At 60.4% G+C, this 24,751-nt stretch carries 26 protein-coding genes and 1 pseudogene; 13 read left to right on the top strand and 14 right to left on the bottom strand.

Going from position 1 to position 24,751, the window contains the following annotated elements:
- The 7 genes from prpC (at position 1) to BCF11_RS28540 (ending at position 9,378) form a co-directional block, all read left to right on the top strand.
- Complete coding sequence (gene prpC / locus BCF11_RS04245; protein WP_098493635.1) at positions 1 to 1,164, top strand: 2-methylcitrate synthase; 1,164 nt, start codon at positions 1 to 3, stop codon at positions 1,162 to 1,164.
- A 207-nt stretch (positions 1,165 to 1,371) separates the two neighbouring features.
- Positions 1,372 to 3,966 (top strand): Fe/S-dependent 2-methylisocitrate dehydratase AcnD, encoded by a 2,595-nt coding sequence (gene acnD, locus BCF11_RS04240; protein WP_098493634.1) that lies wholly within the window; start codon positions 1,372 to 1,374, stop codon positions 3,964 to 3,966.
- Positions 3,967 to 4,317: 351 nt separating this feature from the next.
- Positions 4,318 to 5,508: a 2-methylaconitate cis-trans isomerase PrpF gene (prpF, locus tag BCF11_RS04235; RefSeq protein WP_098493633.1), complete on the top strand. Its 1,191-nt coding sequence runs from the start codon at positions 4,318 to 4,320 to the stop codon at positions 5,506 to 5,508.
- 415 nt (positions 5,509 to 5,923) lie between these two features.
- Complete coding sequence (locus tag BCF11_RS04230; RefSeq protein WP_199110747.1) at positions 5,924 to 6,325, top strand: cupin domain-containing protein; 402 nt, start codon at positions 5,924 to 5,926, stop codon at positions 6,323 to 6,325.
- Between the two features lie 88 nt (positions 6,326 to 6,413).
- Positions 6,414 to 7,601, top strand: coding sequence for a class C beta-lactamase (gene ampC, locus BCF11_RS04225; protein ID WP_098493632.1), 1,188 nt, complete (start codon positions 6,414 to 6,416; stop codon positions 7,599 to 7,601).
- Positions 7,602 to 7,671: 70 nt separating this feature from the next.
- A complete protein-coding gene (locus BCF11_RS04220; protein WP_098493631.1) occupies positions 7,672 to 8,535 on the top strand; it encodes a penicillin-binding transpeptidase domain-containing protein in 864 nt (287 codons plus the stop codon).
- 258 nt (positions 8,536 to 8,793) lie between these two features.
- Entirely contained in the window at positions 8,794 to 9,378 is a 585-nt protein-coding gene (locus BCF11_RS28540; protein ID WP_098493630.1) for a glycine zipper 2TM domain-containing protein, read from the top strand.
- Positions 9,379 to 9,514: 136 nt separating this feature from the next.
- Here the strand turns inward: BCF11_RS28540 and BCF11_RS28575 are convergent.
- Positions 9,515 to 9,586, bottom strand: a pseudogene (locus tag BCF11_RS28575) (IS3 family transposase); the annotation flags it as partial.
- 117 nt (positions 9,587 to 9,703) lie between these two features.
- Here BCF11_RS28575 and BCF11_RS04210 point away from each other — a divergent pair.
- Positions 9,704 to 10,729 (top strand): aldo/keto reductase, encoded by a 1,026-nt coding sequence (locus BCF11_RS04210; protein WP_098493629.1) that lies wholly within the window; start codon positions 9,704 to 9,706, stop codon positions 10,727 to 10,729.
- Between the two features lie 60 nt (positions 10,730 to 10,789).
- Here BCF11_RS04210 and BCF11_RS04205 read toward each other — a convergent pair whose 3' ends face one another.
- Complete coding sequence (locus tag BCF11_RS04205) at positions 10,790 to 11,698, bottom strand: hypothetical protein (RefSeq protein ID WP_098493628.1); 909 nt, start codon at positions 11,696 to 11,698, stop codon at positions 10,790 to 10,792.
- A gap of 59 nt (positions 11,699 to 11,757) precedes the next feature.
- Positions 11,758 to 12,885, bottom strand: coding sequence for a DUF2827 family protein (locus BCF11_RS04200; RefSeq protein WP_098493627.1), 1,128 nt, complete (start codon positions 12,883 to 12,885; stop codon positions 11,758 to 11,760).
- A gap of 189 nt (positions 12,886 to 13,074) precedes the next feature.
- On the opposite strand from BCF11_RS04200, the gene BCF11_RS04195 reads away from it, so the two are divergent.
- Positions 13,075 to 13,290, top strand: a complete 216-nt coding sequence (locus tag BCF11_RS04195) for a hypothetical protein (RefSeq protein ID WP_098493626.1) — start codon at positions 13,075 to 13,077, stop codon at positions 13,288 to 13,290.
- An 85-nt stretch (positions 13,291 to 13,375) separates the two neighbouring features.
- Here the strand turns inward: BCF11_RS04195 and BCF11_RS04190 are convergent, their stop codons facing one another.
- From BCF11_RS04190 to BCF11_RS04155, 8 genes are all read right to left on the bottom strand, one after another.
- Entirely contained in the window at positions 13,376 to 14,011 is a 636-nt protein-coding gene (locus BCF11_RS04190; RefSeq protein WP_143751248.1) for a hypothetical protein, read from the bottom strand.
- A 49-nt stretch (positions 14,012 to 14,060) separates the two neighbouring features.
- Positions 14,061 to 14,294 (bottom strand): helix-turn-helix transcriptional regulator, encoded by a 234-nt coding sequence (locus tag BCF11_RS04185; RefSeq protein WP_098493624.1) that lies wholly within the window; start codon positions 14,292 to 14,294, stop codon positions 14,061 to 14,063.
- An 8-nt stretch (positions 14,295 to 14,302) separates the two neighbouring features.
- Positions 14,303 to 14,869: a DUF2975 domain-containing protein gene (locus BCF11_RS04180; RefSeq protein ID WP_369827728.1), complete on the bottom strand. Its 567-nt coding sequence runs from the start codon at positions 14,867 to 14,869 to the stop codon at positions 14,303 to 14,305.
- The gene (locus BCF11_RS04175; protein ID WP_098493623.1) at positions 14,866 to 15,093 is read right to left on the bottom strand and encodes a hypothetical protein; all 228 of its coding nucleotides are present in this window, start codon (positions 15,091 to 15,093) and stop codon (positions 14,866 to 14,868) included. The genes BCF11_RS04180 and BCF11_RS04175 overlap by 4 nt, the downstream gene beginning before the upstream one ends.
- Before the next feature lie 71 nt (positions 15,094 to 15,164).
- Positions 15,165 to 16,100, bottom strand: coding sequence for a DMT family transporter (locus BCF11_RS04170; RefSeq protein WP_098493622.1), 936 nt, complete (start codon positions 16,098 to 16,100; stop codon positions 15,165 to 15,167).
- Positions 16,101 to 16,250: 150 nt separating this feature from the next.
- Positions 16,251 to 16,574, bottom strand: coding sequence for a hypothetical protein (locus BCF11_RS04165; RefSeq protein WP_098493621.1), 324 nt, complete (start codon positions 16,572 to 16,574; stop codon positions 16,251 to 16,253).
- A 1-nt stretch (position 16,575) separates the two neighbouring features.
- Positions 16,576 to 17,910, bottom strand: a complete 1,335-nt coding sequence (locus tag BCF11_RS04160; RefSeq protein WP_098493620.1) for an acyclic terpene utilization AtuA family protein — start codon at positions 17,908 to 17,910, stop codon at positions 16,576 to 16,578.
- A gap of 52 nt (positions 17,911 to 17,962) precedes the next feature.
- Complete coding sequence (locus BCF11_RS04155) at positions 17,963 to 19,261, bottom strand: CitMHS family transporter (protein WP_098493619.1); 1,299 nt, start codon at positions 19,259 to 19,261, stop codon at positions 17,963 to 17,965.
- 147 nt (positions 19,262 to 19,408) lie between these two features.
- Here BCF11_RS04155 and BCF11_RS04150 point away from each other — a divergent pair, with 147 nt between their 5' ends.
- Positions 19,409 to 20,329 carry a LysR family transcriptional regulator gene (locus BCF11_RS04150; protein ID WP_098493618.1) on the top strand — a complete coding sequence of 307 codons (921 nt, stop codon included), beginning with the start codon at positions 19,409 to 19,411 and terminating at the stop codon, positions 20,327 to 20,329.
- Between the two features lie 42 nt (positions 20,330 to 20,371).
- Here the strand turns inward: BCF11_RS04150 and lepB are convergent, their stop codons facing one another.
- Positions 20,372 to 21,037, bottom strand: a complete 666-nt coding sequence (gene lepB / locus BCF11_RS04145; protein WP_098497316.1) for a signal peptidase I — start codon at positions 21,035 to 21,037, stop codon at positions 20,372 to 20,374.
- A gap of 148 nt (positions 21,038 to 21,185) precedes the next feature.
- Here lepB and BCF11_RS04140 point away from each other — a divergent pair, with 148 nt between their 5' ends.
- A complete protein-coding gene (locus BCF11_RS04140) occupies positions 21,186 to 21,734 on the top strand; it encodes a GNAT family N-acetyltransferase (RefSeq protein WP_098493617.1) in 549 nt (182 codons plus the stop codon).
- Positions 21,735 to 21,758: 24 nt separating this feature from the next.
- On the opposite strand, the gene BCF11_RS04135 is transcribed toward BCF11_RS04140, so the two are convergent.
- Positions 21,759 to 22,220: a cupin domain-containing protein gene (locus tag BCF11_RS04135; protein WP_098493616.1), complete on the bottom strand. Its 462-nt coding sequence runs from the start codon at positions 22,218 to 22,220 to the stop codon at positions 21,759 to 21,761.
- 20 nt (positions 22,221 to 22,240) lie between these two features.
- Positions 22,241 to 22,852, bottom strand: coding sequence for a cysteine hydrolase family protein (locus tag BCF11_RS04130; protein WP_098497315.1), 612 nt, complete (start codon positions 22,850 to 22,852; stop codon positions 22,241 to 22,243).
- A gap of 163 nt (positions 22,853 to 23,015) precedes the next feature.
- On the opposite strand from BCF11_RS04130, the gene BCF11_RS04125 reads away from it, so the two are divergent.
- Both BCF11_RS04125 and BCF11_RS04120 read left to right on the top strand, forming a co-directional pair.
- The gene (locus BCF11_RS04125) at positions 23,016 to 23,996 is read left to right on the top strand and encodes a GlxA family transcriptional regulator (protein WP_098493615.1); all 981 of its coding nucleotides are present in this window, start codon (positions 23,016 to 23,018) and stop codon (positions 23,994 to 23,996) included.
- A gap of 68 nt (positions 23,997 to 24,064) precedes the next feature.
- The gene (locus BCF11_RS04120; protein WP_098493614.1) at positions 24,065 to 24,571 is read left to right on the top strand and encodes a hypothetical protein; all 507 of its coding nucleotides are present in this window, start codon (positions 24,065 to 24,067) and stop codon (positions 24,569 to 24,571) included.
- The last annotated feature ends 180 nt before the right edge of the window (positions 24,572 to 24,751 follow it).

The following is a 24,751-nucleotide window of genomic DNA, read 5'->3' as shown; positions in this document are numbered from 1 at the left end:
ATGAGCGACGCTTCAGCAAACGAACAAACCAGCGCTTTCAAACCAAAGAAATCCGTCGCCCTGTCCGGCGTCGCCGCCGGCAACACCGCCCTGTGTTCCGTCGGTAAAACCGGCAACGACCTGCATTACCGCGGCTACGATATCCTGGATATCGCCGATACTTGCGAGTTCGAGGAAATCGCTTACCTGCTGGTGCACGGCAAGCTGCCGAACAGCGCCGAACTGAAGGGTTACAAGACCAAGCTGAAAGCCCAGCGCGGCTTGCCGGCCAACGTCAAGGCCGCGCTGGAAGCGCTGCCTGCCGCGTCGCACCCGATGGACGTGATGCGCACCGGCGTCTCGGTGCTCGGCTGCGCCTTGCCAGAGAAAGACGACCACAACGCGCCCGGCGCGCGCGACATCGCCGACCGCCTGATGGCGTCGTTCGGCTCCATGCTGCTGTACTGGTATCACTTCAGCCATAACGGCAAGCGCATCGAAGTCGAAACCGACGACGATTCCATCGGCGGTCATTTCCTGCACTTGCTGCATGGCGTCAAGCCGTCTGCCTCGTGGGAAAAAGCGATGCACGTCTCGCTGATCCTGTACGCCGAGCACGAATTCAATGCCTCGACCTTTACCAGCCGGGTGATTGCCGGCACCGGCTCCGATTTCCACTCCGCCATCACCGGCGCCATCGGCGCCTTGCGCGGTCCGAAACATGGCGGCGCTAATGAAGCCGCGTTTGAAATCCAGAAGCGCTACGACAATCCGGATGAAGCGGAAGCCGATATCCGCAACCGGGTCGCGAACAAGGAGGTGGTGATCGGTTTCGGCCATCCGGTGTATACCGTCTCCGATCCGCGCAACAAGGTGATCAAGGAAGTGGCGCGGAAATTGTCGGTGGAAGCCGGTTCGACCGCGATGTTCGATATCGCCGAACGGCTGGAAAGCGTGATGTGGGAAGTCAAGAAAATGTTCCCCAACCTGGACTGGTTCTCCGCCGTGTCGTACCACATGATGGGTGTGCCGACGGCGATGTTTACGCCGCTGTTCGTGATTTCCCGCACCTCCGGCTGGGCCGCGCACGTGATCGAGCAGCGCATCGACAACAAGATCATCCGGCCGTCGGCCAATTATGTCGGCCCGGACAACCTGGCGTTTGTGCCGATCGCCAAGCGCTAGCGCTAAAAACCCGTTTAGGCGACTCCGGCTACGCGCCCCGGTCATCCCCGCGAACGCGGGGGATCCATTTTCCTGCCATCGCCAGCAATTTGGATTCCCGCGTTCGCGGGAATGACGGGGTCGCCCAGACGTGGCCGACGAGGCCGGGGCGCGTAGCCTGGGGTCGCCTAGATGTAACCAGATGATGCTTCCTTTCCCGACTGAGCCATGAACACAGCAAACCGCAAACCTCTACCCGGCACCCAGCTGGATTTCTTCGACACGCGGGCCGCGGTCGATGCGATCCAGCCTGGCGCTTACGACAAACTGCCGTACACCTCGCGCGTGCTGGCCGAGAACCTGGTGCGCCGCTGCGAACCGGCGACCCTGAGCGCTTCGCTCAAGCAATTCATCGAGCGCAAACGCGATCTCGATTTCCCGTGGTTCCCGGCGCGCGTGGTGTGCCATGACATCCTCGGCCAGACTGCGCTGGTCGACCTCGCCGGCCTGCGCGACGCCATTGCTTTGCAAGGCGGCGACCCGGCGCTGGTCAACCCGGTGGTGCCGACCCAGCTGGTGGTGGACCATTCGCTGGCAGTCGAATGTGGCGGCTTCGACGCCGACGCCTTCGACAAGAACCGCGCCATCGAAGACCGCCGTAACGAAGACCGTTTCGATTTCATCAACTGGACCAAGAAGGCGTTCAAGAACGTCGACGTCATCCCGCCAGGCAACGGCATCCTGCACCAGATCAACCTTGAGCGCATGTCGCCGGTGATCCAGGTGAAAGACGGCGTGGCCTTCCCGGATACCCTGGTCGGCACCGACAGCCACACGCCGATGGTGGATGCGCTGGGCGTGCTCGCCATCGGCGTCGGCGGCCTTGAAGCCGAAAGCGTGATGTTGGGCCGCGCCTCCTGGATGCGGCTGCCGGACATCATCGGCGTCGAGCTGAGCGGCAAGCCGCGGCCGGGCATCACGGCAACCGACATAGTGTTGGCGCTGACCGAGTTCCTGCGTGCACAAAAGGTGGTGTCTTCCTATCTCGAATTCTACGGCGAGGGCGCCTCGCACCTGACGCTGGGCGACCGCGCCACCATTTCCAACATGGCGCCGGAGTTCGGCTCGACCGCAGCCATGTTCTACATCGATGAGCAGACCATCAAATACCTCAGGCTCACTGGCCGCGACGAGGCGCAGGTCTTGCTGGTGGAAAACTACGCCAAGCAAGCCGGCCTGTGGGCCGACAGCCTGCGGAACGCCGAGTATGAACGCATCCTCAGCTTCGACCTGTCTTCCGTGGTGCGCAACATCGCCGGACCGTCCAATCCGCACAACCGCGTGCCGACCTCCGAACTGGCGGCGCGCGGCATCAGCGGCAAGGTAGAGAACGAACCGGGACTGATGCCGGACGGCGCCGTGATCATCGCCGCCATCACCAGCTGCACCAACACCAACAACCCGCGCAACATGATCGCCGCCGGCCTGCTGGCGCGCAATGCGAATGCCCGCGGCCTGCTGCGTAAGCCATGGGTAAAGAGCTCGCTGGCGCCAGGTTCGAAGACTGTCGCGCTGTACCTGGAAGCCGCCGGCCTGCTGCCGGAACTGGAAACCCTGGGCTTCGGCGTCGTCGCATTTGCCTGCACCACCTGCAACGGCATGAGCGGCGCGCTCGATCCGGTCATCCAGAAGGAAGTGGTGGAGCGCGATCTGTACGCCACCGCCGTCCTGTCCGGCAACCGCAATTTCGACGGCCGCATCCATCCTTACGCCAAGCAAGCCTTCCTGGCTTCGCCGCCTCTGGTGGTAGCTTACGCGATTGCCGGCACCATCCGTTTCGACATCGAAAAAGACATCCTCGGCATCGACGCTGCCGGTCATGCGGTGACCTTGAAAGATATCTGGCCGTCCGATGAAGAAATCGACGCCATCGTCGCTGCCAGCGTCAAGCCGGAACTGTTCCGCAAGGTCTACGAACCGATGTTCGCGGTGGTCGCCGATGACGGCGAGAAGGTCAGCCCGCTGTACGACTGGCGCCCGCAGACCACCTACATTCGCCGTCCGCCTTACTGGGAAGGCGCGCTGGCCGGCGCCCGCACCATGACGGGCATGCGGCCGCTGGCGGTGTTGGGCGACAACATCACCACCGACCATTTGTCGCCGTCGAACGCCATCATGCTCGATAGCGCAGCGGGAGAGTACCTGGCCAAGATGGGCTTGCCGGAAGAGGACTTCAATTCCTACGCCACCCACCGCGGCGATCACCTGACCGCCCAGCGCGCCACCTTCGCCAACCCGACCCTGAAAAACGAAATGGTACTGGAAAACGGCAAGGTGAAAGCAGGTTCGCTGACCCGCGTCGAGCCGGAAGGGAAGGTCACCCGCATGTGGGAAGCCATCGAAACCTACATGGAGCGCAAGCAGCCGCTGATCGTGATTGCCGGCGCCGACTACGGCCAGGGATCGTCCCGTGACTGGGCCGCCAAGGGCGTGCGCCTGGCCGGCGTGGAAGCCATCGCGGCGGAAGGCTTCGAGCGCATCCACCGCACCAACCTGGTCGGCATGGGCGTGCTGCCGCTGGAGTTCAAGCCCGGCGTCAACCGCATCAGCTTGCAGATCGACGGCAGTGAAACCTTTGACGTGCTGGGCGAGCGTACGCCGCGCACCACGTTGACGCTGGTCATCAACCGCAAGAACGGTGAGCGCGTGGAAGTGCCCGTGACTTGCCGTCTCGATACGGCGGAAGAAGTGTCGATCTACGAAGCCGGCGGTGTGCTGCAGCGTTTCGCCCAGGACTTCCTGGAATCGTCGACGGCGGCCTGACAAGGCGGCTGCCGATCAAAACCGTAACCCGGTTTTTCGTTGCGTCTTGCACACGCAGCTAACTGGGGTCAGGGTGTAGTTCTGCGCGTTTTTTGCAGAAACTTCACTCTGACCCCACTTAGCGGGCCACGGAGTACATGCCGCGTCGTTAGAAAGAAAAACCATGAATGCGCTTTTTCTTTCTCCGAATCCGTCATGTGGGGTCAGAGTCGAGTTTCGCGATAAAGCGCCGCGAAAGTCGACTCTGACCCCAGATGACTCCTGACCCCAGATGACTCGGATCCCAAATGACTCTGCCCATTTTCTGCGACTATGTCATGAATGATGAAACTCTCAACAGGAAAGCATGAAATGACCCACGCACCCCAGATCAGGATCGCCGCCACCTACATGCGTGGCGGCACCAGCAAAGGCGTGTTCTTCCGCCTGCAGGACCTGCCCGCAGCAGCGCAGACGCCCGGCCCCGCGCGCGATGCGCTGCTGTTGCGCGTCATCGGCAGCCCCGACCCTTACGGCAAGCAGATTGACGGCATGGGTGGCGCCACCTCAAGCACCAGCAAGACGGTCATCCTGTCCAAGAGCAGCAAACCGGATCACGATGTCGATTACCTGTTCGGCCAGGTCGCCATCGACAAGGCATTTGTCGACTGGAGCGGCAACTGCGGCAACCTGTCCGCCGCGGTCGGCTCCTTCGCCATCGCCAGCGGCCTGGTGGACGCCAGCCGCATTCCGCAAGACGGCATGGCAACCATACGCATCTGGCAGGCCAATATCGGCAAGACCATCATCGCGCATGTGCCCATCACTAATGGGGCGGTGCAGGAAACCGGCGACTTCGAGCTCGACGGCGTCACCTTTGCCGCAGCGGAAGTGCAGCTTGAGTTCATGGACCCGGCCGCCGACGAAGACGGCGCAGGCGGATCCATGTTCCCCACCGGGAATCTGGTTGACGAGCTCGAAGTTCCGGGAGTCGGCACGCTCAAGGTCACCATGATCAATGCCGGCATCCCGACCATCTTCGTCAATGCCGAAGCGCTCGGCTACAGCGGCGCCGAGCTGCAGGACGCCATCAACGGCGATGCCGCGGCGCTGAAAAAATTCGAGACGATACGCGCGCATGGAGCGCTGCGCATGGGCCTCATCAAGCAGCTGGATGAAGCCGCCAACCGCCAGCACACCCCGAAAGTGGCTTTCGTCGCCAAGCCGGCCGGCTACGTTTCCTCCAGTGGCAAGCAGGTCGCCGCCGGCGATATCGACTTGCTGGTGCGGGCGCTGTCCATGGGCAAGCTGCATCACGCCATGATGGGTACCGCAGCTGTCGCCATCGGCGCCGCCGCGGCGATACCAGGCACCTTGGTCAACCTCGCTGCCGGCGGTGGCGCGCGCAATGCGGTGCGCTTCGGACACCCCTCAGGCACGTTACGGGTGGGCGCGGAAGCCAGCCAGGTCAATGGCGAATGGAGCGTGACCAAAGCCATCATGAGCCGCAGCGCCCGGGTGCTGATGGAAGGATGGGTGCGCGTGCCTGGCGATGCGTTCTGAATGATCCATGCGGTACCAGAAAAAATACATGAAACGGGCTTGAAGGGCGTCGCAGGCCTGGGCCTGTAACGCCTGCCCGTGTTGGCACTCTCGGCACATTGTTAGCCAGCCCCGGAAGCGCCGCAAGACAGTCACGTCACATTCACGCCGACACATAAGATTTTCTTTTGTCTAGTCAAAATTATTCTCGCTTGTTGCTTATTCGCCGAGATGCGATATTGACGCCTTCGCAATGTTTCGGAATTTCTCGCTGCCTGTCGCGGCGGCTTCCGATAGCCTTGGCTTGCCGCGTTGAGACCGATAGGACCTATCCCGATTTTCTGAAAATGACTTCTGGAAGGTTATGCTCAGATTTGGCGGTAAAACTGCGAAGTATTAGAAATTTTGATTAATCGAGTCGCCATGAGGAGCCTTCGTGAAAACCCACCGCTCTATCCCTGTCCTGCTGGCGGCCATCCTGGCCGCGCATTCCGTGGGGGCTGCCGACAAGGCGCCTGATGCAAAACAGACGCAAGTCTTGCAAAGAATCGGCCTGGAGGGCAGCGATCGCCAGATGGGCATGGGGATTGCCGTATTCCCTCCCAATGCCGCAAAGCCGCGGCACATGGCCACCGGCCCCGAGCTCGCCTACGTCCTTGAAGGTGAGTTGATCGTCCAGATAGACGGCAAACCAGACCAGGTGCTGCATGCAGGCGGCAGCTATCAGATGGCGGCCAACGTGGTGCATGTCACCAAAGCCGGGCCGGCAGGCGCGAAAGTTATTGCGAGCTGGGTGCTGGCGCCCGGCAAGCCATTTAATATCCTGGTTCCGAAGTGATTGTGCATTGCACGGTCCAGGCCATGCGCCACACCACAGATCCGCTTGCGGAAAATCTCTTAAATCACGTTCAGAGAGGCATCTAATCATGCATAGAAAAGTTACGGGCATGTTGAAGGCAATAGCCGTTTCAAGTTGTTTTATCGCCGCCAGCAGTCACGCTGCCGGCGATATCGATCAGTCCAGGGTCAAGGAAATCGTCGATAGTGCCGTGCAGCCGCTGCTGCAGAAATACGCGATCCCGGGCATGGCGATCGCCGTCGCCGTCGACGGCAAGAATTATTTCTACAACTATGGCGTGGCGTCCAAGGAAACCGGGCAGCCGGTGACCAATGAGACGCTGTTTGAGATCGGTTCCGTGAGTAAGACATTTACGGCGACATTGGCTTCTTACGCCCAGGTCAATGGCCAGCTTTCATTGAGCGGCAACGTCAGTAAATATTTGCCGGCCTTGCGCGGCAGCAGCTTCGACCATGTCAGCCTGCTCAATCTGGGTACGCATACGGCCGGCGGTTTCCCGCTGCAAGTTCCGGATAATATCCATGACAACGATCAACTCATGGATTATTTCAAGCACTGGCAGCCTGCGTATGCCGCCGGCACCGCCAGGACTTACGCAAATCCAAGCATCGGCCTGCTCGGCGTGATTGTCGCCAAGAGCATGAATGAATCTTACGAGGATGCGATTGAAAAGAAATTATTTCCTGAATTAGGCATGAAGCACAGCTACATCAAGGTGCCGGCCAGCCAGATGAAAAATTACGCGCAGGGCTACAACAAGACGGATGCGCCGGTCAGGTTGAATCCCGGTGTGCTGGCGGCCGAAGCCTACGGCGTGAAAACCAATACCACCGATTTGATACGTTTCATTGACGCCAACATGCAGGTGCTCAAGCTGGATGAAAAATTGCAGCGCGCGATAAGCGACACGCACACAGGATATTTCAAGACAGGCGAAATGACGCAGGGTTTGATATGGGAAATGTATCCTGATTCGGCCAGCCTTGGCCAGGTGCTGGCAGGGAATTCCGATGCGATGATATATCAGACCAATAAAGTCACCAGGTTGAGCCCGCCGGCGCCGCCCCAGGCTGACGTGCTGATCAACAAAACCGGTTCGACCGGCGGCTTCGCGGCATACGTTGCCTTTATTCCGGCCCGCAAGATAGGCATTGTGATGCTGGCCAATAAATCTTCCCCCGCCGATCCGCGAGTGACTGCCGCCTATCAGATATTGAAGCAGCTGCAGGGTAGCCAGCCGGTATTGGAAAACTGATCGTCAGCCACCTGCTTTCCTGGCGCTGCAGCCAGGCGGCGCTCACGTCATCAACCCAACAGGACACAATATGAAACGATGGACTAGATTATTAGTTTGCGGCTTGCTGGCCGCAGGCAGCACGCTGTGCCTGGCGGTGCCTGTCGATGCAGGCGATGAAAAATACGCAAAGCTGTTCGATGGCTACGACGCCTGCTTCATGCTCTATAACGTCGGCGCACATAAGATGATGAGCGAATACAATCCGCACGACCGCTGCAGCGAGCGCCTTGCTCCCAATTCCACCTTTAAAGTGCCATTGTCGCTGATGGCGTTTGACCAGAGCCTCATCGACCAGAAGACGGTTTTCAAATGGAATGGGGAAAAATATGACCGCCCCGAGATCAATCGTGATCAGACGCCGCGCAGCTGGTTGCAAGACTCGGCGCTATGGGTGTCGCAGGAAATCGCACCCCAACTGGGGGAGGCCCGCATCAAGCATTATCTGGACGGCTTCCATTACGGTAACCAGGATTTCAGCGGCGATCCAGGCGCCAACAACGGCTTGACCCATGCCTGGCTAAGCGGCAGCCTGAGAATTTCAGCGATGGAGCAACTGGCCTTCCTGCAGGCCATGCTGGCCAACAAGCTGCCGGTCTCCCAGGCCGCGGTGGCTGACACCAAACTCAATATGTACCTGGGCAAGCTTGATGGCGGGGCCGATTACTACGGCAAGACTGGCGCCGGCCGGCACAAGATGCGTGCCGCCGATCCCGGTCCCAGCAAGTTGCGCGACGGCTGGTTCGTCGGTTTCGTAGAAAAGGATGGGCAGCAATACATATTCGTCAGCAACCTGACCGACAAGCAGATTCCTGGCCCGAGCGCCAAATCGGCTGGCAGCGTTATCCTCAAGCCCCTCGTCCTGCAATTATTAAACGAACGCTTTGCCAAATAAAATGACGGCCCCTTGTGTCATCAGGGCACCATTGCGATGACAAGGCATATCCCTGCGTGCGCACCGTCTGGGAAAATTCAGGACCTCGCGGCGGAAGCGTCTTAATAGCTGTAGACAAGCCATATTTGATTACCCCTTGCCGTCGTCAGATGAAACAACACTGTGTTTCAATTCGAAACACTTGATACACAATCAAGCTGGGTTGGCGGCCGATACGTTTGTAGAATCAAGTCACTGTCAACGTCGAAGGAGAATCAAATGGAAGCCAGCCAAACAACCAGCCGTCTGCATCCCTTGGTAGCGGGCGCTGCCGCATCCCTTATCCTGGTGAGCTTGCTTGGCGTCGCAGCGATGACCGGCTTTCTGCCTAGCTCTCACGGCAATGCGGTTGGCGCGCAGGCCCCGGAGGCAAGCCCTGCCATGCAGCAGCCGACGGCAAATGCCGCCGCGCCGATGACGCCGGCAGGCGCCGCGCCGGTACTGGTGCAGACCGCGAACGGCTATCAATACATGCAGCCGCTGGCAACGCAGCCAGTCGCCGGCTACCAGGTTGAACCGGCTGCTCGTCCGGCGCCCAGGCAAAAAACGATAGTGCATCATGTCTATCGCAACCAGGGCGCAAGCTATGCGCAAAACCAGGCTGCGCCGCAATACCAGGCTCCGGTCGAGCAAGCCCGCCCGGCAGCGTCGGTAAGTCCGCTGGGGATAGCTACCGGTGCGGTAATCGGCGGCTTGCTGGGACATCAGGTGGGTGGCGGCAGCGGCCGTACCCTGGCGACGGTAGCGGGCGTGGTTGGCGGCGGATACCTGGGTAATACAGTGGCTAAAAATTACGGTTATTAATGCTGCTACGGATATGAATTCGCATCCAATGAGGGCTTGTCTGTCCATCGCTTGAATGCAAATTGTCTGTGAATTCGACGAAGCTGCCGCCGATATGAACTGACTCCGATGAGTTGGACGGTTTGGTTTGCCAAGTGGCCAAGGGCTGGGTTCTATATTGCACAGGACCCAGCCCTTTTAGTTTCAGCTTGATGCGGTCGTGATGATGGTTTTGCCGCGCTGCTTGCTGATATGCCGTCCGCCGCCATCCATTTTTGTTGTGGGGTATGATTGTCCAGGGGAGTTACGAGCGGCGCTTCGAAGCCGTTTTTTTTAAAGGACAGCTATGGAACACCGACGTTTAGGCGCCTCCGGATTCAAGGTGCCGGTTCTCAGTTTTGGTACAGGCACGTTTGGCGGCAAAGGCGAATTTTTCGGCGCCTGGGGCAATACCGATGTCGCCGAGGCGAAGCGGATGGTGGATATTTGCCTCGATGCCGGCCTGACCATGTTCGACAGCGCTGATGTCTACTCCGATGGCGCCGCGGAGGCGGTGCTGGGCGAGGCGATCAAAGGCCGGCGCGAGCGCGTGCTGCTGTCGACCAAAGCCACCTTCCGTTCCGGCGATGGGGCGAATGAGGTGGGATCTTCGCGCTTTCACTTGATCCAGGCTTGCGATGCCGCGCTCAAGCGCCTTGGCACCGACTATATCGACCTGTTTCAGCTGCATGGATTCGACGCATTGACGCCGGTTGAAGAAGTATTGTCGACCCTGGACGACCTGGTGCGCGCGGGGAAAATCCGCTATGTAGGCGTGTCGAATTTCTCCGGCTGGCACTTGATGAAATCGCTGGCCGTCGCCGACCGCTATGGCTATCCAAGGTATGTCGCCAACCAGACGTATTACTCGCTGATTGGCCGCGACTATGAATCGGAATTGATGCCGCTGGGCCTCGATCAGGGCGTAGGCGCGGTGGTCTGGAGTCCTTTGGGCTGGGGCCGGCTGACCGGCAAGATCCGGCGCGGCCAGCCTTTGCCGGCGAATAGCCGCTTGCACAAGACGGCAGACATGGGACCGCCGGTGGCGGACGAGTTGTTATACAAAGTGGTGGACGCCTTGCAGGAAATCGCCGATGAAACCGGCAAGAGCATCCCGCAGATCGCTCTCAACTGGCTATTGCAGCGGCCCACCGTTGCCACCGTGGTGATAGGCGCGCGCAGCGAAGAACAGTTGTTGCAAAACCTCGGTGCTGTCGGCTGGAGCCTGAGCGCCGAGCAGGTCGCCAGACTCGATCTCGCCAGCAAGGTGACGCCGGCCTATCCGTACTGGCACCAGCGCGGATTCACCGAACGCAATTCCTTGCCGGTCTGATCGCTGCGGCCGGGCGGCGGGAGTTTCCACCTGGTCCGGTGCTCTGCCGCCATGGCGCCGCTAGAAGGGATAGTCGGCCAGCCGCTTGATTTCATCGAGCGGCGTAGTCACGATCCAATGGCAGTACTGGTTGATTTTGCTCCGGTCCAGCGTCTGCGGATCGATGTGCGCGTATTTTCCGGCACGATAGTGGTGCTTGGAAAAATAATCGTCGGTATGGATCCCGTGGATATGAAAAGTCATCTGGTCGATGGCGCCGACGCTGTAGCTGGGCACATCCAGGATCTGTGTCTTGCCGTGTTCAAGAAACGCGCCATAGTGATGGTTCGCCACGATCTCGGCCGCGTACATGGTCGTCACGCCGCGGAACCAGCCCGGCCACTGGCCAGTGTTGCTGCCGAAATCCCGCAAGACCAGTTCGGACACCCGGGTCTGTTCCCTGACGAAGAACAAGACGTGACCGCTGGGCGCCAGCAGCGAATGGCCGCAGCCGAATACGCGATGGTGCTCAAAGCCGTGGCGCTGGCAGAAATCCAGCATCTTGTCCCATGCTTCCTGCGTCGTATACAGGTACTGGCCGTTGCCGTGGACCGGCGTGTTGGGCCGCAATCCGCAGAGATGCTCGGTCAGGAAGACGTCGGCATCGGTCCTCAGCAGCCATTTGTAGCGCTGCTGCAGATCGTCGGTGTGCGGGCCGCTCAGGCAAGCGATGGAATTGATGAACGGATAGCCCTGCCAGATGCTGCCTTCGACCGCGACCGGTTCAAATGGAATCTTGATGACGCCGGGATCGTCGCCGGGCAGTTTGTCCAGGACTTTCGGATTGCACACCGCGACCAGGTCGGAGTTGCGCCAGTTGCCGCTATAGATCCAGCTTTTGTAGATCCAGCTGAAATCCTCCAGCATGTTGGGATGGTCGTCGATATACATCAGTATCCCGAGCGATTTTTGGTTGTCGTCGCTATTCATTGCTTTATTTCCCCTGGAACAATTTTTTCTCGCGGCGCTGAATGCCGCGCCGGATCAGGTCAGCGCGGGCCGAACAGGGCGCCGATGCGCTGCGTATACGCGGCGACATTTGCCTCCGCTGTGGCGTCGACGCTGTGCAGGAATGCCTGCGCTTTTGCCGTGTAAGCGGCGCTGTTTTCATCGTGCGACAAAGCTGCCTCGGCTAAAGCCCTGGCGCCATCGGCGACGTCGAAATCGCGGTAGTAATAGCCGACCTCGCTCAGGTACGGCGAATTGTGCACCAGCGGATAGCCGCCATACAGCGCGTCATAGAACAGATAGTTGAGGCCGTTTTCCCATTGATGGGAAATCACGATATCGGTGTGCTCGGCGGCGAAGGCGCAGAACGGAAAGCGGTGATCGGCGGTGGCCTTGCCGTCCTTGACTATCTCCAGACCCAGGGCGAGGTGCTTGAATGCGCTGTTTTCCTTGAGCTGGAAAGTATTCGTCATGAACACATGCGCCAGCAGCCCGGGGTGTTCGATATAAAACTGATTGGTTGCCAGCATCGGTATCAGGGTGCTCTTGACGACATTGATGTTCGGTTCGAAAATCGCCACCCGCTTGGCTGTTCCGTGGTTGCGGTAGCCCCATTTTTGCCGCAGTTCAGGATTTGCCGTCAGCGCAGCTTCGATGAAATAGGGCGCCCAGATGTGCGGCAACACATGCACCGGCGCCTTGTAGACGCTTTCCCAATAGCTCTTGCAGGTGTGGACATGCTGGGGATTGGTCCACAGCTCGTCAAACGTGACCCGATGGGGGTTGGGCTGCCACTGGTCGCGTCCGAAGGTCATGGTCTCGACGGCGATCACGTAGTCGTTGCCAAAGCGGAACGACACGGCCTTGCCCTTGCGCCGGCGCACCCGTTCAACTTGTTCCGGCGACACGAAGCCGTTCATCTCGACCAGCAGGTCGGTCTTGTCCAGCACGCTCGAAATGGGCCGCAGCGCGCGCTGCAGGTCTCCCATCAGCAGGCCGGCAGGGTAATTCTTGATGCCGTCGCTGTGCACTAGCCAGACATGGTCGACCAACGGCGACTTCCGCAGCAGCTGGTACAGGAAAAAACAGTTCTGGTTGGCGCCGTTATACCAGATCGATTGCTGCGGATCGTCACTGATGTTCAGGGTGATGGCGACGTTTATCTTCATGATGGTAGCTTTGAGTGGGCGGAATGCTTGATGGCAAACTTACCATGAGCCTGCATTTTTCTGAAGAAAAATTAATCAGGCATGGAAATTTCAAGGGGCGCGGCTGGTTGCAGCCGACTTGCCGGCAAGATCGATTGGCCTGGTATGCATGCATGCTAATATCAGGCCACGATCACAATGGAGAGCAAAATGGCCTTTAAAGAAACCAAGGGAAACAAGACGGTCGAAGCGCGGGTTGCTCCAGCACCGGGAGGCATGTTCAAGGGCGTGATCCAGGTATCGACGCAGCGCGGCGATCAGGTTTTCGTGCAAACCATAGGTAAAGGCTGCGGGCGGCCGGTAAAAACCGAACAGGCAGCGCTGGAACTGGCCGAGCGCGAGGCGCGCCGCGTTATCGGCGTGTGATCCCAACGGGCCATCTCTTACCTTTCGGTAGGAGCGTCCCTGCCGGGTGTGAACATTCCATCCCGGCACATCAATCTGCAGCTGCCTACCATTTGCAGCCCCCGTCTTTTTTTGACGTCACTGCATCGGCAATCAGGAACAGCGGCGCCAGCAACCCCTTTGAGCTTTGACTTTGCAGGCAATCGGCGCGTGCGCCGCGCTGTATGTCTTGCGCCAGGCGGCTGTCGGGATTGACCGCTTCCAGCGGATGGCTTTTCAATTGAGCGACTGCTCTGTCGTCGTGCATGCTGTCTGGATCCCTGGCGATCTTCCCGGCCATTCTCACTGCAGCATCCAGATCCAGGCGAGGCCGCGGTTCGGGCAGCGCCGGCTGCTCTTTTGCCTCAGCGTGGATTGCCTCATTGACGATCGGCGATGCAGCCAAGGGCTGCGTCACGTTTTTCTTGCTGCTATCGGAACCGGGCCGACGGGAATTGCGCTGCGCTGGCTGCGCCGCAGCGGACTCCAGGCGCTGCACCTGTGCTGGCGGCAGCCTTGGCTGCGGCGTCGGCAGCAGGAACAGCGTCATGTCCGCGAATGCGCTGCGGGCCGCTGCGGGCGGCGCCGGTTGACGATGCAAAAACATTTGCAGCAGCACGGCGTGCAACAGCAGGGAGGCGAGGATGCCCCAACGCATTGCACGCGAATAGGGAGCTGAAGGCCAGCGGCTTGCGTCAGGCATATTATCTTCACACAATGATTGACCGGTTGCGGTAGCCAGCCCGGCAGGCTTACTCTGCGCCGGCGTCAGGCACGGCGTGGTCCGGCTGGTAGCTCAGCAGGTCGCCCGGCTGGCAGTCAAGGTAGCGGCAGATCGCTTCCAGGGTTTCCAGCCGCACGCCTTTCACCTTGCCTTGTTTTAAGAGCGACAAATTCTGTTCGGTAATGCCGATGGCGGCCGCCAGGTCTTTCGATTTCGCCTTGCGTTTTGCCAGCATGACGTCCAGCGTGATCACGATACCCATTTACTTCCTCAGACGAACTGCCGGTTTTCAGCGTCGACTTCGCTGGCGCGCTGCAGGATGCGGGCAATCACGGTGATGGAGGCGGCCATGAACAGGGAAACCACTTCGCTGCTGCCAAAGCCGACGTTGACCAGGCGATGGCCTACCGGCCGCATGATGGTCAGCCAGATGCTGGACAGCGGCTGGCAGAGAACGCCCAGCACCACCCACCAGGCCAGGCTTTGGCCGACCCTGCCCAGGTGGATGGCTGCCGCCGCCGAAAAATATTCACCGCGTGCATAGCGCTGGAACAGAGCGCGCAGCTGATACAAGCCATAGCCGAGCGCCAGCAAAGGGATATTGGTGATAACGATAGCGCCCGCAAGCTGCCATGCAGGCAGGCTGGCCGGATCGATGCCGAGCTGGGTGGCGGCGTTGGAGTAATCGCTGAAGCGGATAAATTCATGCGGAAACAGCCAGCCGCCAATGCTGAAAACCAGCATGGCGATCAGCAGCAGCATGGTGACGCTTGCCATGCGCTGGCTGGTCTGGGCAATACGATCCTGTTGCAGGTTCGGTCTTTTAGGCGCTGTCATTGTGGATAATTCAGATGAATGAAAATATGGAAATTGAAAGCGTTGCCAAGGCTTGCCATGGCGCGGTCGGCCGCGGCGGCATGGAAACCCATTTTCACGGAACCGTGGACGCCAAGGTGCGGCATGACCTTGCAGCCGAGGTATAGCGCCATGATGGCGATGGCCAGCCACGAGCAAAGTGTCGCCAGGTAACAGCGAGCGAGAGTAATGAAATCCGGCTTCACGGCGCTTCCTTGTTGATAGGATTGCCGTATTCTAGTCTAAAATTATCGTAAAACAATAATAAATTGTGATTTTATGGTAATTTATTATTGATTTTTATTTCCGAGGACAGTCCTTGCTCAACCCTCAGGCCGCCTTTGCGCCTTCCTCCGAGCAGATTTTCCAGCTTGCCGCTGGCCAGCGCAGTCCCCAGCAGCACGACGGCGCAGCCGGCCAGCATGGACGGTGTCACCTTTTCGCCGAGAAACAGCGCACCCCATATAAGCCCGAAAACCGGGATCAGGAACGTTACCGATGCCGCATACGCCGCACCCACGCGCTCGATCAGGCGGAAATACAGGATATAGGCAAGGCCGGTGCAGACCACGCCGAGCGCCGCCACGCACATCCAGGTTGAGGCGGCGATAGCCTGCCGCGGCCAAAACGGCAGGGCGACCGGCAACAGCACGATGGCGGCAAAGAACTGGCTGCCGAAAGCGACCACCAGCGGCTGTATGCCGGCCAGGTGGCGTTTGGAATAATTCACTGCAAAGCCGTAGCAGACGGTGGCCAGCAGCGCGGCGGCGATCGCCAGCGGCACGCCGGCAATGCCGGCGCCCAAGGTATCCCACACCAGCAGCACCACCCCGGCCAATCCCAGCAGCAAGCCGGCGATCTGCCGGCGGCCGAGGCCGGCCTGGAACCAGGCTGCCGCGATAAGGGCGGTCCAGATCGGCGTGGTGGCGTTCAGGATGGCGTCCAGGCCGGCGTTGACATACAGGGTGGAATAGGCAAACAGGCCGAACGGAATCGCCGAATTGCTGATGCCGACCACCAGCAGCGGCCATGCCTTGGCGCGCAACTGGCGGCGCGCCGGCGCGGAGCGCAGCACCGGCGTTAGCACCAGGGCGGCAATGCCGACGCGCAGGGCGATCAGGGCCAGCGGGCCGAATTCCGGCGCGGCGATGCGCAGGAACAGGAAGGAGGCGCCCCAGATCGCCGCCAGCAGGCACAGTTCAATCAGGTTCATGGCGTGTATCTTTCAAGTCGAGCGGCAGGCGCCGCGAACTTGAAAGATACTGCTTGTCCCGCACCAGGGAACTCTGGTTCTTGCGGTGGAATTCAGGATTGCGAGGGTTTGTTTCGCTGACTTGTCTGGTTGAGTTATTACGCCGGATTGTCAGGCGGCCTGGTACAGAGCATCGGGGATCTCCAGGTTCATAATCGCTGAACTCAGGCATTTTCCATGCGCGTCCAAGGCCAGCGAACGCGTCACGCCGCCGCCCAGGGCGCGCTGCATGACGAAATTCAGGGCGCCCAGCTGAGGCAATGCGTAGCGCGTGACGTCGCCATCGACAATCTCCGAGAAATGCTGCTTCACGCGCTCCGGCGTGAGATAGCTTTCCAGAAAAGCATAATCGCTTTCCCGATAGGCAATCACGGAAATATTCGAGATGTCGCCTTTGTCGCCGGCGCGGGAATGAGCAAGTTCGCGTAGTTTCATGTCAATCCTCTGCAAAATGAATGGCGGTCTGCACCAGTTGCCGCGGCAGCAGGGTGGACTGCACGGCGATTACTTCCCTGGCCGTTTTGGTGACGCCGCCGCCGGCCGCCGGACCGCAGGTGTACAAGGTTTCGACTTCGTTGCCGATGCTCGCCGCGCCGTGCATGCTATCGCTGCGGGCGGTCACCCGCAGCCGTACTTCGTAGGGCGCCGCCGCCTGTGCCGACAATGCGGCGCCGTGGATGGCGTCGACGCCGAGCAGGTCGTAGCGGATTTCATCAAACCTGGCGCCGCTCAGCTGCAGCCTTTCCGCAACGATATCCAACGCCAGCCGCCCGCGCGCCAGCGCGCCCGGCCCGGCATAGGAAATCTGGCCTTCCCCTATGTAGCCGTCGACATAGCCTATCGATACCTTGAGCGTATCGCTCTTTGCGCGCCCGCTCGCGCCTTGCACCAGCACGCGGTCCTGGCCGATTTCGGTTACGCTCACGGCGGAAAAATCCGCCACCACGTCCGGCGTGAAGTAAGCGCCGGGATCATGGATTTCATACAGCAGCTGTTCCTTGCAGGTGGCTGCCGTTATCTGTCCGCCCGATCCCGCCACCTTGGTGATGACGACCGCGCCGTCTGCCGCCACCTCGCCGATCGGGAAGCCCAGGCGGCCCAGTCCTGGCACATCCTTGTAGCCGGGATCGGCAAAGTAGCCGCCGCTGATCTGGCCGGCGCATTCAAGCAGGTGGCCGACCAGCGTGCCTTGTCCCAGGCGCTGCCAGTCGTCCATGGCCCAGCCGAATTCATGGATCAGCGGCGCCAGGAACAATGAGGGATCGGCTACGCGGCCGCAGATGATGACGTCGGCGCCCTCGGCCAGTGCGGCGACCAGCGGCGCCGCGCCGATATAGGCATTGGCCGACAGCAGCTTGCCTGCCAGCGCATTCAGCGGCTTGCCCTGGTCGCTGGCATAGGCGCCCGCCTTGATTATGTCCAGCACGTCGTCGCCGGTGACCGCCGCCACCTTGAGGTCGAGCTGCATGGCGGCGGCAATCTGCCTGACCTTGGCGGCGGCGGCGAGGGGATTGGCGGCGCCCATGTTGGTGATGATGCGGATCTTTTTTTCACTGCAGGTGCGCAGCACTGCTTGCATGCGCTGTTCCAGCAGCGGGTCGTAACCTAGCGCTGGGTTTTTCATTTTCGCTTGCTGGGCGATGGCGATGGTGCGTTCGGCCAGGCACTCGAACACCAAGTAGTCGAGCTGGCCTTTTTCAGCCAGTTCGACAGCGGGTTCGATGCGGTCGCCGGAATAGCCGGCGCCGGCGCCGATTCTGATGGGTCTCACGATAATCTCCTGGGCTGGTCCTGCTTTTATGTCCTGCTCTTATGTCCTGCTCTTACAAGGGAAAGACGCCGATCACGACACAGGTGATGGTCATGATGACGGATGCTGCGAACAGGTATTTGAAAGTGTATTTCTGGTGATCGGCGAGATCGATTCCAGCCAGTCCGGCCACCAGGAAAGTGGCCGGGGTCAGCGGGCTGACCGGAAAGCCGGTGGTCATCTGCCCGAGCAACGCTGCTTGCGCCACATGCAAGGGTTGCACGCCCAGCATGTGGCCGACCTCGGCGATCACCGGCAGTACGCCGAAATAAAAGGAATCGGGATCGAACAGCATCGACAGCGGCATCGACAACAGCCCCAGCACCACCGGAATATGCGAGGCCATGGACGGCGGCACAAAGCCGACCGCCATTTTGGCCATGGCCGACAGCATGCCGGATTTGCTCATGATGCCGGTGAACACGCCGGCCGCGAACAGGATGCTGGCCATCAGCAGGGCCGCTTTGGCATGGGCGTCGATGCGGGCCCGCTGCATGTCGACGTCGCGGTAATTGATCATCAGCGCCAGCACTACGCCGAGCATGAACATCACTACCGGATCGATCTTGCCGCTGATCATCACTCCGAGTACCAGCACGGTCAGGATGATGTTGATCCAGAAATTCTGCGGACGGCGGATTTTTTTCTCTTCTTCCGATAATTCGCGTGCTTGCACGAAGCTGCTTGCAGCGCCTTTGGCCAGGCCTAGCCGGCGCTCTTCCTTGATGCCGAGATAGAAGGCGACCGAAAAGACGAACACCAGGCCGACCAGCTGCACCGGAATCAAGGGCATGAAAATCTCGCTGATCGGGATATGCAAGGCAGCCGAGGCGCGGATCATGGGGCCGGTCCAGGGCAGGAAATTGACGCCGGCGGCGAGCGAGGCCACGCAGGCCAGGATGCGCTTGTCGATTCCCAGCCGCTGATACAGCGGCAGCATGGCGGGAATGGTCACCAGGAAAGTGACGGCGCCGGAGCCGTCCAGATGGATCAGCAAGGCCAGCAAGGCGGTGCCGGGGACGATGCGGCTGGGGCGGCTGCCGACGATGCGCAGGATGCCGGCGATGATCGGATCGAGCATGCCGGCGTCGGTCAAGATGCCGAAAAACAGGATCGCGAACACGAACATGCCGGCCACCGGCGCAATCTTGGTAATGCCGGAAACGATAAACGTCGAAGTTTCGAGGCCGAAGCCGCCGATCAGGGCGGCGGCCACGGGGATCGCGATCAGCGCCACCAGCGGCGACATCCGTTTCGTCAGGATCGCCGTCAGCAGTGTGAAGATGGTGATGAAGCCGAGCAGTGCCAGCATGTTGTCTGTCTCCTATCCTGTGGATATTTTTATGGATATTTTTGTTATTGCTTTGTATTTACCTGGATTCTGGCGGCCCGGCTTTGTGCTGTAAAATGGTTTTTTCCGATAGATTGATCGGAAAAACAGATGAATAGGCAATCTGCCATGAACCTGAATATTTCCACCCGTTCGCTGCACGCCTTCCTGGCGCTGCAAGAGTGCAAGCACTTCACCCATGCCGCCGAGCGCTGTTGCATGTCGCAATCGGCATTCAGCGTGATGATCCAGAAGCTGGAAGAAAGCGTCGGCGCCAGGCTGTTTGAGCGCGATACCCGCAATGTCATGCTGACGGCGGAAGGCGAGCTGTTCGCGGAAGTGGCGCGCGCCTTGGTCGGCGACATCGAATCGGCGTTCGCCGACATGAGCGATTACGTCGCGCGCCGCAAGGGCAGGGTGGCGATTGCCGCCTTGCCGTCGCTGGCGGCGCATGGCTTGCCGGCGGTGATCGCCGAATACAGGCAGGCTTATCCTGGCATCACCGTGCAGCTGTTCGACGCCTTGTCGGACCAGTGCCTGGCCCTGCTGCGCCAGGGCAAGGTGGATCTGGCTTTGACCGCGCCCGCTTCCGGCCTGACGGAATTCGACACCAAGACCTTGTGCAGCGATCCCTTTTACCTGGTGTGCCGCCAGGATCACCCGCTAGCGGGCAAGCGCCGCATCCGGCCGGCCGATCTGAGCGGTTGCGAATTGATTCACCTGGCGCGCTCCACCAGCGTGCGCCAGCATGTCGAGCTGTTGTTGCGCGGTATAGCGGTCAAGAATTCGGGACTGGAAGTGGAGCACCTGGCGACGGTGGCCGGCCTGATTGAAGCGGGACTGGGAGTCAGCATCGTGCCGGAGCTGACCCTTTTCCAGTTCCGCAAGATGAATCTGCTGAGCATTCCGATGCAGGCCGGCGACGTGGTGCGGCCTATCTTGATCGTGAAAAAGAAAGAGCGCGCGCTCTCGATTGCGGCGCAAGGGATGTCGGAACTGATTGAAAAGCGGCTGCAAACGACGAGCAGCCGCGCAGTGCTGGCGGGGTAGGGAAGATGGGACGGGCGCCGAGTCAGGCGCGCCGAACTAGCGTCATTGCAGGGCCATGCCGAAGCGTTCCGTGCGCGGCATCCAGTTGCCCTTGATGTCGGCCGACACCAGGATCCGTTCGGCGCGCCCGATCAGCAGCTCGCGCGGCACGAAGCCGAAGTGGCGGTAGTCGCCGCTATTGTCGCGGTTATCGCCCAGCATCAGGTAGTGGTCCTGCGGCACCGTGATCGGGCCGAAACTGCGGTTGGCGTTGACCTCTGGCAGGACCTGGATGCGGTGCTGCTCGCGGCCCATTTTTTCGTTGAGGCGCAGGGCGACGATGCTGCCGTGGTCCATCGGCTCAGGCGCGCTGTCCAATACCGCATAGCTGGCTTGCTTGCCGTTGATGATCATCTTTTCATCGCGCATTTCCACAGTGTCGCCGGGCAGGGCGATGACGCGCTTGATCAGCCGGGTGTCGTCCAGCGGCGAAAAGAAGGTGACGATATCGCCGCGCTTGGGCTCGCCCAGATGGCCCAGCACGATATTGGTCAGCGGGACTTTCAGGTTGAACGCCAGGCGGTTGACGAACACCACATCGCCTTCCAGCAGATTGGGACGCATGGAGCCGGACGGGATCGGATTCCAGTCAGCCACCGCGGTACGGAAAATCCCGAAAAGCAAAAGGAACAAGATAAATCCCTTGTTGAGCCGGATCCAGTTTTTCATTTTCATTCCGCCTTTGAGTGATTGCTGACGCATTCCCCGGGAGCCCGTTTGCATGGCGCTCCCAATCTCTTTGAAGCCGTATTAAAGCCGTATTAAAGCTGTATTAAAGCTATATCATGGCGCATATTTGCTCCCGGATCCGCACAGTATGCCACCAAATTCACCGGCCATTCTTTACTCCGCGCGGCTGGCCTTGCGCCGTCCCAGCAGCCAGGATATTTCTGCTTTGTTCAGCATCTATGGCGATCCGGCCACCAATACTTTCAATCCAGCCGGACCTTATCAAACGGTGGCGGTAGCTGAGGCCACCATGGGCCGCTGGCTGGCCCAGTGGCAGCAGTACGGCTACGGGCAATGGGCGTTGAGTTTGAGGGAAGATCCCGGGCAGGTCATCGGTTTTGACGGCCTGACTCATGCGCTGTTCGGACAGCAGGAAAAGGTCAACCTGGGCTACCGTTTTTCCACGCAGGTCTGGGGGCAGGGGCTTGCCACGGAATTATCCGCAAAAGCGCTGGAGTTCGGCTTCGGGCCCCTGGACCTGGAGGAGATCTGGGCCATGGTCAGAGAACCGCATCAAGCCTCGCGCCGCGTGCTGGAAAAAGTCGGCTTGAGGCAGGTGGACAAGGTTGCCGAACCGCTGGGCGGCGCCGGCAGCATCGTCTTTGCCCTCAACCGTGCCGATTACAAGCCGGCGTAAGGGCCCGCCAGCAACGCGCTACGGCTAGCTTTTCGGCGTCTGCGGCAGCAAGTCGAAATGGTCAGCCTGGTACTGGAACAACAGGCAGTCTTCGCCTTTATTGCAGCCGCTGTAATGCGGGAGCCTGGCCGGCAGGTTATAGAAAGAACCGGCCGGATATTCCACGCGCTGGCCGTCGATCACCGCATAGAAGGTCCCTTTCAGCACCACCGTCGGCAAATTCTGCGAATGTGTGTGGAAGGGATTGTCTTTGCCCGCCGGGAAAATCACGAACGCTTCGTAAGGCCCCTTGCCGCTCAGATTGCCGTGGACGTTGGCGTACTTGATGCCGCCGCTGCCGGGGATGTCGGTCCACTGCAAATCCGCTGCCGGCAGGGATATCAGTGCGCCGGCATGTTTTGCATGGCTGCCGCCTTCTGCTGCAAGCAGCTGGCTGGAGAGCAGGAGCGAGCCCAGGGCCAGCAAGATTTTTGATAAATTTTTCATAAGATGCTTTCGTTTTTTTGTTAAGCCAGTGGCAGTTGCAGGATCTGTTCGGTGCTCATCAGCGCGCCGAAGGTGTCGGCGATAGAGGCTAGCGCTGCGCGATGCAGCACGGTATGCGGCAGTACGCTGCCGTCGGCGCTGTCGAGATCGCGGGTGGCGCAGGCGTCGTCCGCCACCACTACTTGATAGCCGAGCGGCACGGCGTCGCGCGCCGCTCCGGCTACACAGGCATGCGTCATCAGGCCGCTGACGATCAGTGTCTTGATGCCGGCCGCCTTGAGGCGCTGGTCGATATCGGTAGTCGGAAACACGCTGACGGAAGTTTTTTGCAGCACGCTGTGATGCGCCGCAGGCTGCAGCTGGTCGTGGAACTGCACGTTAGCGCTGTCTGAGGCAAACACCGGCGCGCCGGCCGGGCTCAGATGCTGGACATGGAACACCGGCATGCCGGCCTGGTCCGCCAGGGCGACCAGGCGGCGGGCGTTGCGCAATGCGCGCATGCCGTCAGGAATCGGCATCTTGCCGTTGAAGTATTCGTTCTGGAAATCGATCACCAGCAGGGCGGTGCTGGCGGCTTCGAACTTGCCTGGCGCTGCTGCGCCTGCCATGGTGCGGATGGTTGGATGGTTCATTGCGATACTCCCGGTCGGTTTCAGGCGCGATGAACGCCCATCGTTCATCGCTGCCTTGCCGTCGCCCTTGCTTGCTGCGTGGGCGGCGGAACAGGACGAAGTATCGGCGGCTGGCGGCAAGGGCGAAAGTGTCCCGATAGACATAATGTGATAGGATCGGGCCATGTCGATTTCCGCCCCCAATCCAAAGCAAGCGCACACCGTTGCGGTGGTCGCCTTTGATGGTATCAGCCCGTTCCACTTGTCCGTGCCCTGCATGGTGTTTGGCGACGACCTGGCGCGGCTAGGCGTACCACGCTATCGCTTGCTGATCTGCGGCACACGGACTGGCCTGGTGCCGACCATGTCGGGATTCAATATCGAGGTGGAGCATGATTTGTCGGCACTGGAACTAGCCGATACCGTGATCGTGCCGGCTTGGCGCGATCCGGACGAACGGCCGCCGGAGCTGCTGCTGCAAGCCTTGCGGGCTGCACATGAGCGCGGCGCCCGCATCGTCGGCCTGTGCCTGGGAGCCTTCGTGCTGGCCGAGGCCGGTTTGCTGAATGGCCGCGCCGCCTCCACCCACTGGGTCTGGAGCGAGGACTTCGCCCGCAAATATCCCAAGGTCAAGCTGGACCAGAAAGTCTTGTACATGGACGACGGCGACATCCTGACCTCGGCTGGCACAGCCGCCGCCATCGACTGCTGCCTGCACCTGCTGCGGCGCGACCATGGCGCCGATGTCGCCAACCGCATCGCCCGCCGCATGGTGGTGGCGCCGCACCGCCATGGCGGCCAGGCGCAATACATCGAGCAGCCGTTGCCGCCAAGCGGCGGCAGCGATGCGCTGACCGTGACGCTGGACTGGGCCATCGAACACCTGGAGCAGCCGCTGTGCCTGGATGTGCTGGCGGCCAGGGCGGCCATGAGCCGGCGCAATTTCACCCGCCGCTTCAAGCAGAAGACCGGCGCCACCGTCTCGCAATGGCTGCTCAACCACCGCCTGGCGTCGGCGCAGCGGCTGCTGGAAACTTCCGACAAGGCGATAGACCGGATTGCCGAGCTGGCCGGCTTTGGCTCCACGGTGTCGCTGCGCCAGCATTTCACCGCTGCCTTTGCCATATCGCCCGCCGCCTACCGCAAGCAATACCGGCGCGCATGAGCGTTTGCGGCCGGTGCTATACAATGCGTCTTCCCGCATTTTTTGCCGCTTCCTGACTTTCCGACGCAATGACAGACCACTCCGCAGCATCCCCCGAAGAATTCGCCGACGCCGATCACAAGACCCAGGAACCGCGCCTGTGGCAAGACGACGGCTGGACCGCGCGCATCATCAAGAACGACGACGATGACGGCTGGGCGGTGGCGATGATCAAGGATGGCGAGCCGGAACCGGCCCTGATCGGTCCCTGGACCATGGGCCGCGACAAGAAGAATCCGAAACCGCTGGATCCCTCGGCCTTCATTACCCTGGTCAAGACCGCCTCCGAATTCGTGCGCCGCCATGAGCAGCAGCTGCATGCGATGCTGCACAAGACCGTCGCTGTCAGCGACGGCGCCGCAACCATCAACGTTACGCTCGACATCGTTCCCGACGATGATTTTCCCTACGCGCTGCTGACTGCCCATGATGAAGACCGCGAGCAGCTGGCGCAGGTGCGCGTCGCCGCCAGCTTCAAGTTGAGTCCAAGCAGCGCCAGCGCCTGGGTGGACAGCGGATTCCGCAAGCCCAACTGACAGCATCTTCCCGCTGATTTTTATCGCCGGCGCGGCATGGCCGGGATAAAGTCACGCGCTCGGATTAGTCCCGCATGGCGGTCTGGCTGAGGTTTTTTCCGCGCCCCAGGATGCAAGACATAGCCGGTTAGAGTAAATAATCCATATCATTGCCTATTGTAAAAAATGACAGGTATGATT

The sequence above is a fragment of the Collimonas sp. PA-H2 genome (genome assembly GCF_002564105.1).
Classification (GTDB): Bacteria; Pseudomonadota; Gammaproteobacteria; order Burkholderiales; family Burkholderiaceae_D; genus Collimonas.
This window is presented reverse-complemented; position numbering and strand designations above follow the sequence as displayed.

Coding starts and splice junctions, on each gene's coding strand:
- BCF11_RS04195 (WP_098493626.1), top strand. CDS start 13,075: ATGGCCTTTAAAGAAACCAAGGGAAACAAGACGGTCGAAGCGCGGGTT.
- BCF11_RS04185 (WP_098493624.1), bottom strand. CDS start 14,294: ATGGGTATCGTGATCACGCTGGACGTCATGCTGGCAAAACGCAAGGCG.
- prpF (WP_098493633.1), top strand. CDS start 4,318: ATGACCCACGCACCCCAGATCAGGATCGCCGCCACCTACATGCGTGGC.
- BCF11_RS04210 (WP_098493629.1), top strand. CDS start 9,704: ATGGAACACCGACGTTTAGGCGCCTCCGGATTCAAGGTGCCGGTTCTC.
- prpC (WP_098493635.1), top strand. CDS start 1: ATGAGCGACGCTTCAGCAAACGAACAAACCAGCGCTTTCAAACCAAAG.
- BCF11_RS04120 (WP_098493614.1), top strand. CDS start 24,065: ATGACAGACCACTCCGCAGCATCCCCCGAAGAATTCGCCGACGCCGAT.
- BCF11_RS04130 (WP_098497315.1), bottom strand. CDS start 22,852: ATGAACCATCCAACCATCCGCACCATGGCAGGCGCAGCAGCGCCAGGC.
- acnD (WP_098493634.1), top strand. CDS start 1,372: ATGAACACAGCAAACCGCAAACCTCTACCCGGCACCCAGCTGGATTTC.
- BCF11_RS04155 (WP_098493619.1), bottom strand. CDS start 19,261: ATGCTGGCACTGCTCGGCTTCATCACCATCTTCACACTGCTGACGGCG.
- BCF11_RS04200 (WP_098493627.1), bottom strand. CDS start 12,885: ATGAAGATAAACGTCGCCATCACCCTGAACATCAGTGACGATCCGCAG.
- BCF11_RS04125 (WP_098493615.1), top strand. CDS start 23,016: ATGTCGATTTCCGCCCCCAATCCAAAGCAAGCGCACACCGTTGCGGTG.
- BCF11_RS04150 (WP_098493618.1), top strand. CDS start 19,409: ATGAACCTGAATATTTCCACCCGTTCGCTGCACGCCTTCCTGGCGCTG.
- BCF11_RS04205 (WP_098493628.1), bottom strand. CDS start 11,698: ATGAATAGCGACGACAACCAAAAATCGCTCGGGATACTGATGTATATC.
- BCF11_RS04170 (WP_098493622.1), bottom strand. CDS start 16,100: ATGAACCTGATTGAACTGTGCCTGCTGGCGGCGATCTGGGGCGCCTCC.
- BCF11_RS04220 (WP_098493631.1), top strand. CDS start 7,672: ATGAAACGATGGACTAGATTATTAGTTTGCGGCTTGCTGGCCGCAGGC.
- BCF11_RS04180 (WP_369827728.1), bottom strand. CDS start 14,869: ATGACAGCGCCTAAAAGACCGAACCTGCAACAGGATCGTATTGCCCAG.
- ampC (WP_098493632.1), top strand. CDS start 6,414: ATGCATAGAAAAGTTACGGGCATGTTGAAGGCAATAGCCGTTTCAAGT.
- BCF11_RS04165 (WP_098493621.1), bottom strand. CDS start 16,574: ATGAAACTACGCGAACTTGCTCATTCCCGCGCCGGCGACAAAGGCGAC.
- BCF11_RS04140 (WP_098493617.1), top strand. CDS start 21,186: ATGCCACCAAATTCACCGGCCATTCTTTACTCCGCGCGGCTGGCCTTG.
- BCF11_RS28540 (WP_098493630.1), top strand. CDS start 8,794: ATGGAAGCCAGCCAAACAACCAGCCGTCTGCATCCCTTGGTAGCGGGC.
- BCF11_RS04190 (WP_143751248.1), bottom strand. CDS start 14,011: ATGCCTGACGCAAGCCGCTGGCCTTCAGCTCCCTATTCGCGTGCAATG.
- lepB (WP_098497316.1), bottom strand. CDS start 21,037: ATGAAAAACTGGATCCGGCTCAACAAGGGATTTATCTTGTTCCTTTTG.
- BCF11_RS04135 (WP_098493616.1), bottom strand. CDS start 22,220: ATGAAAAATTTATCAAAAATCTTGCTGGCCCTGGGCTCGCTCCTGCTC.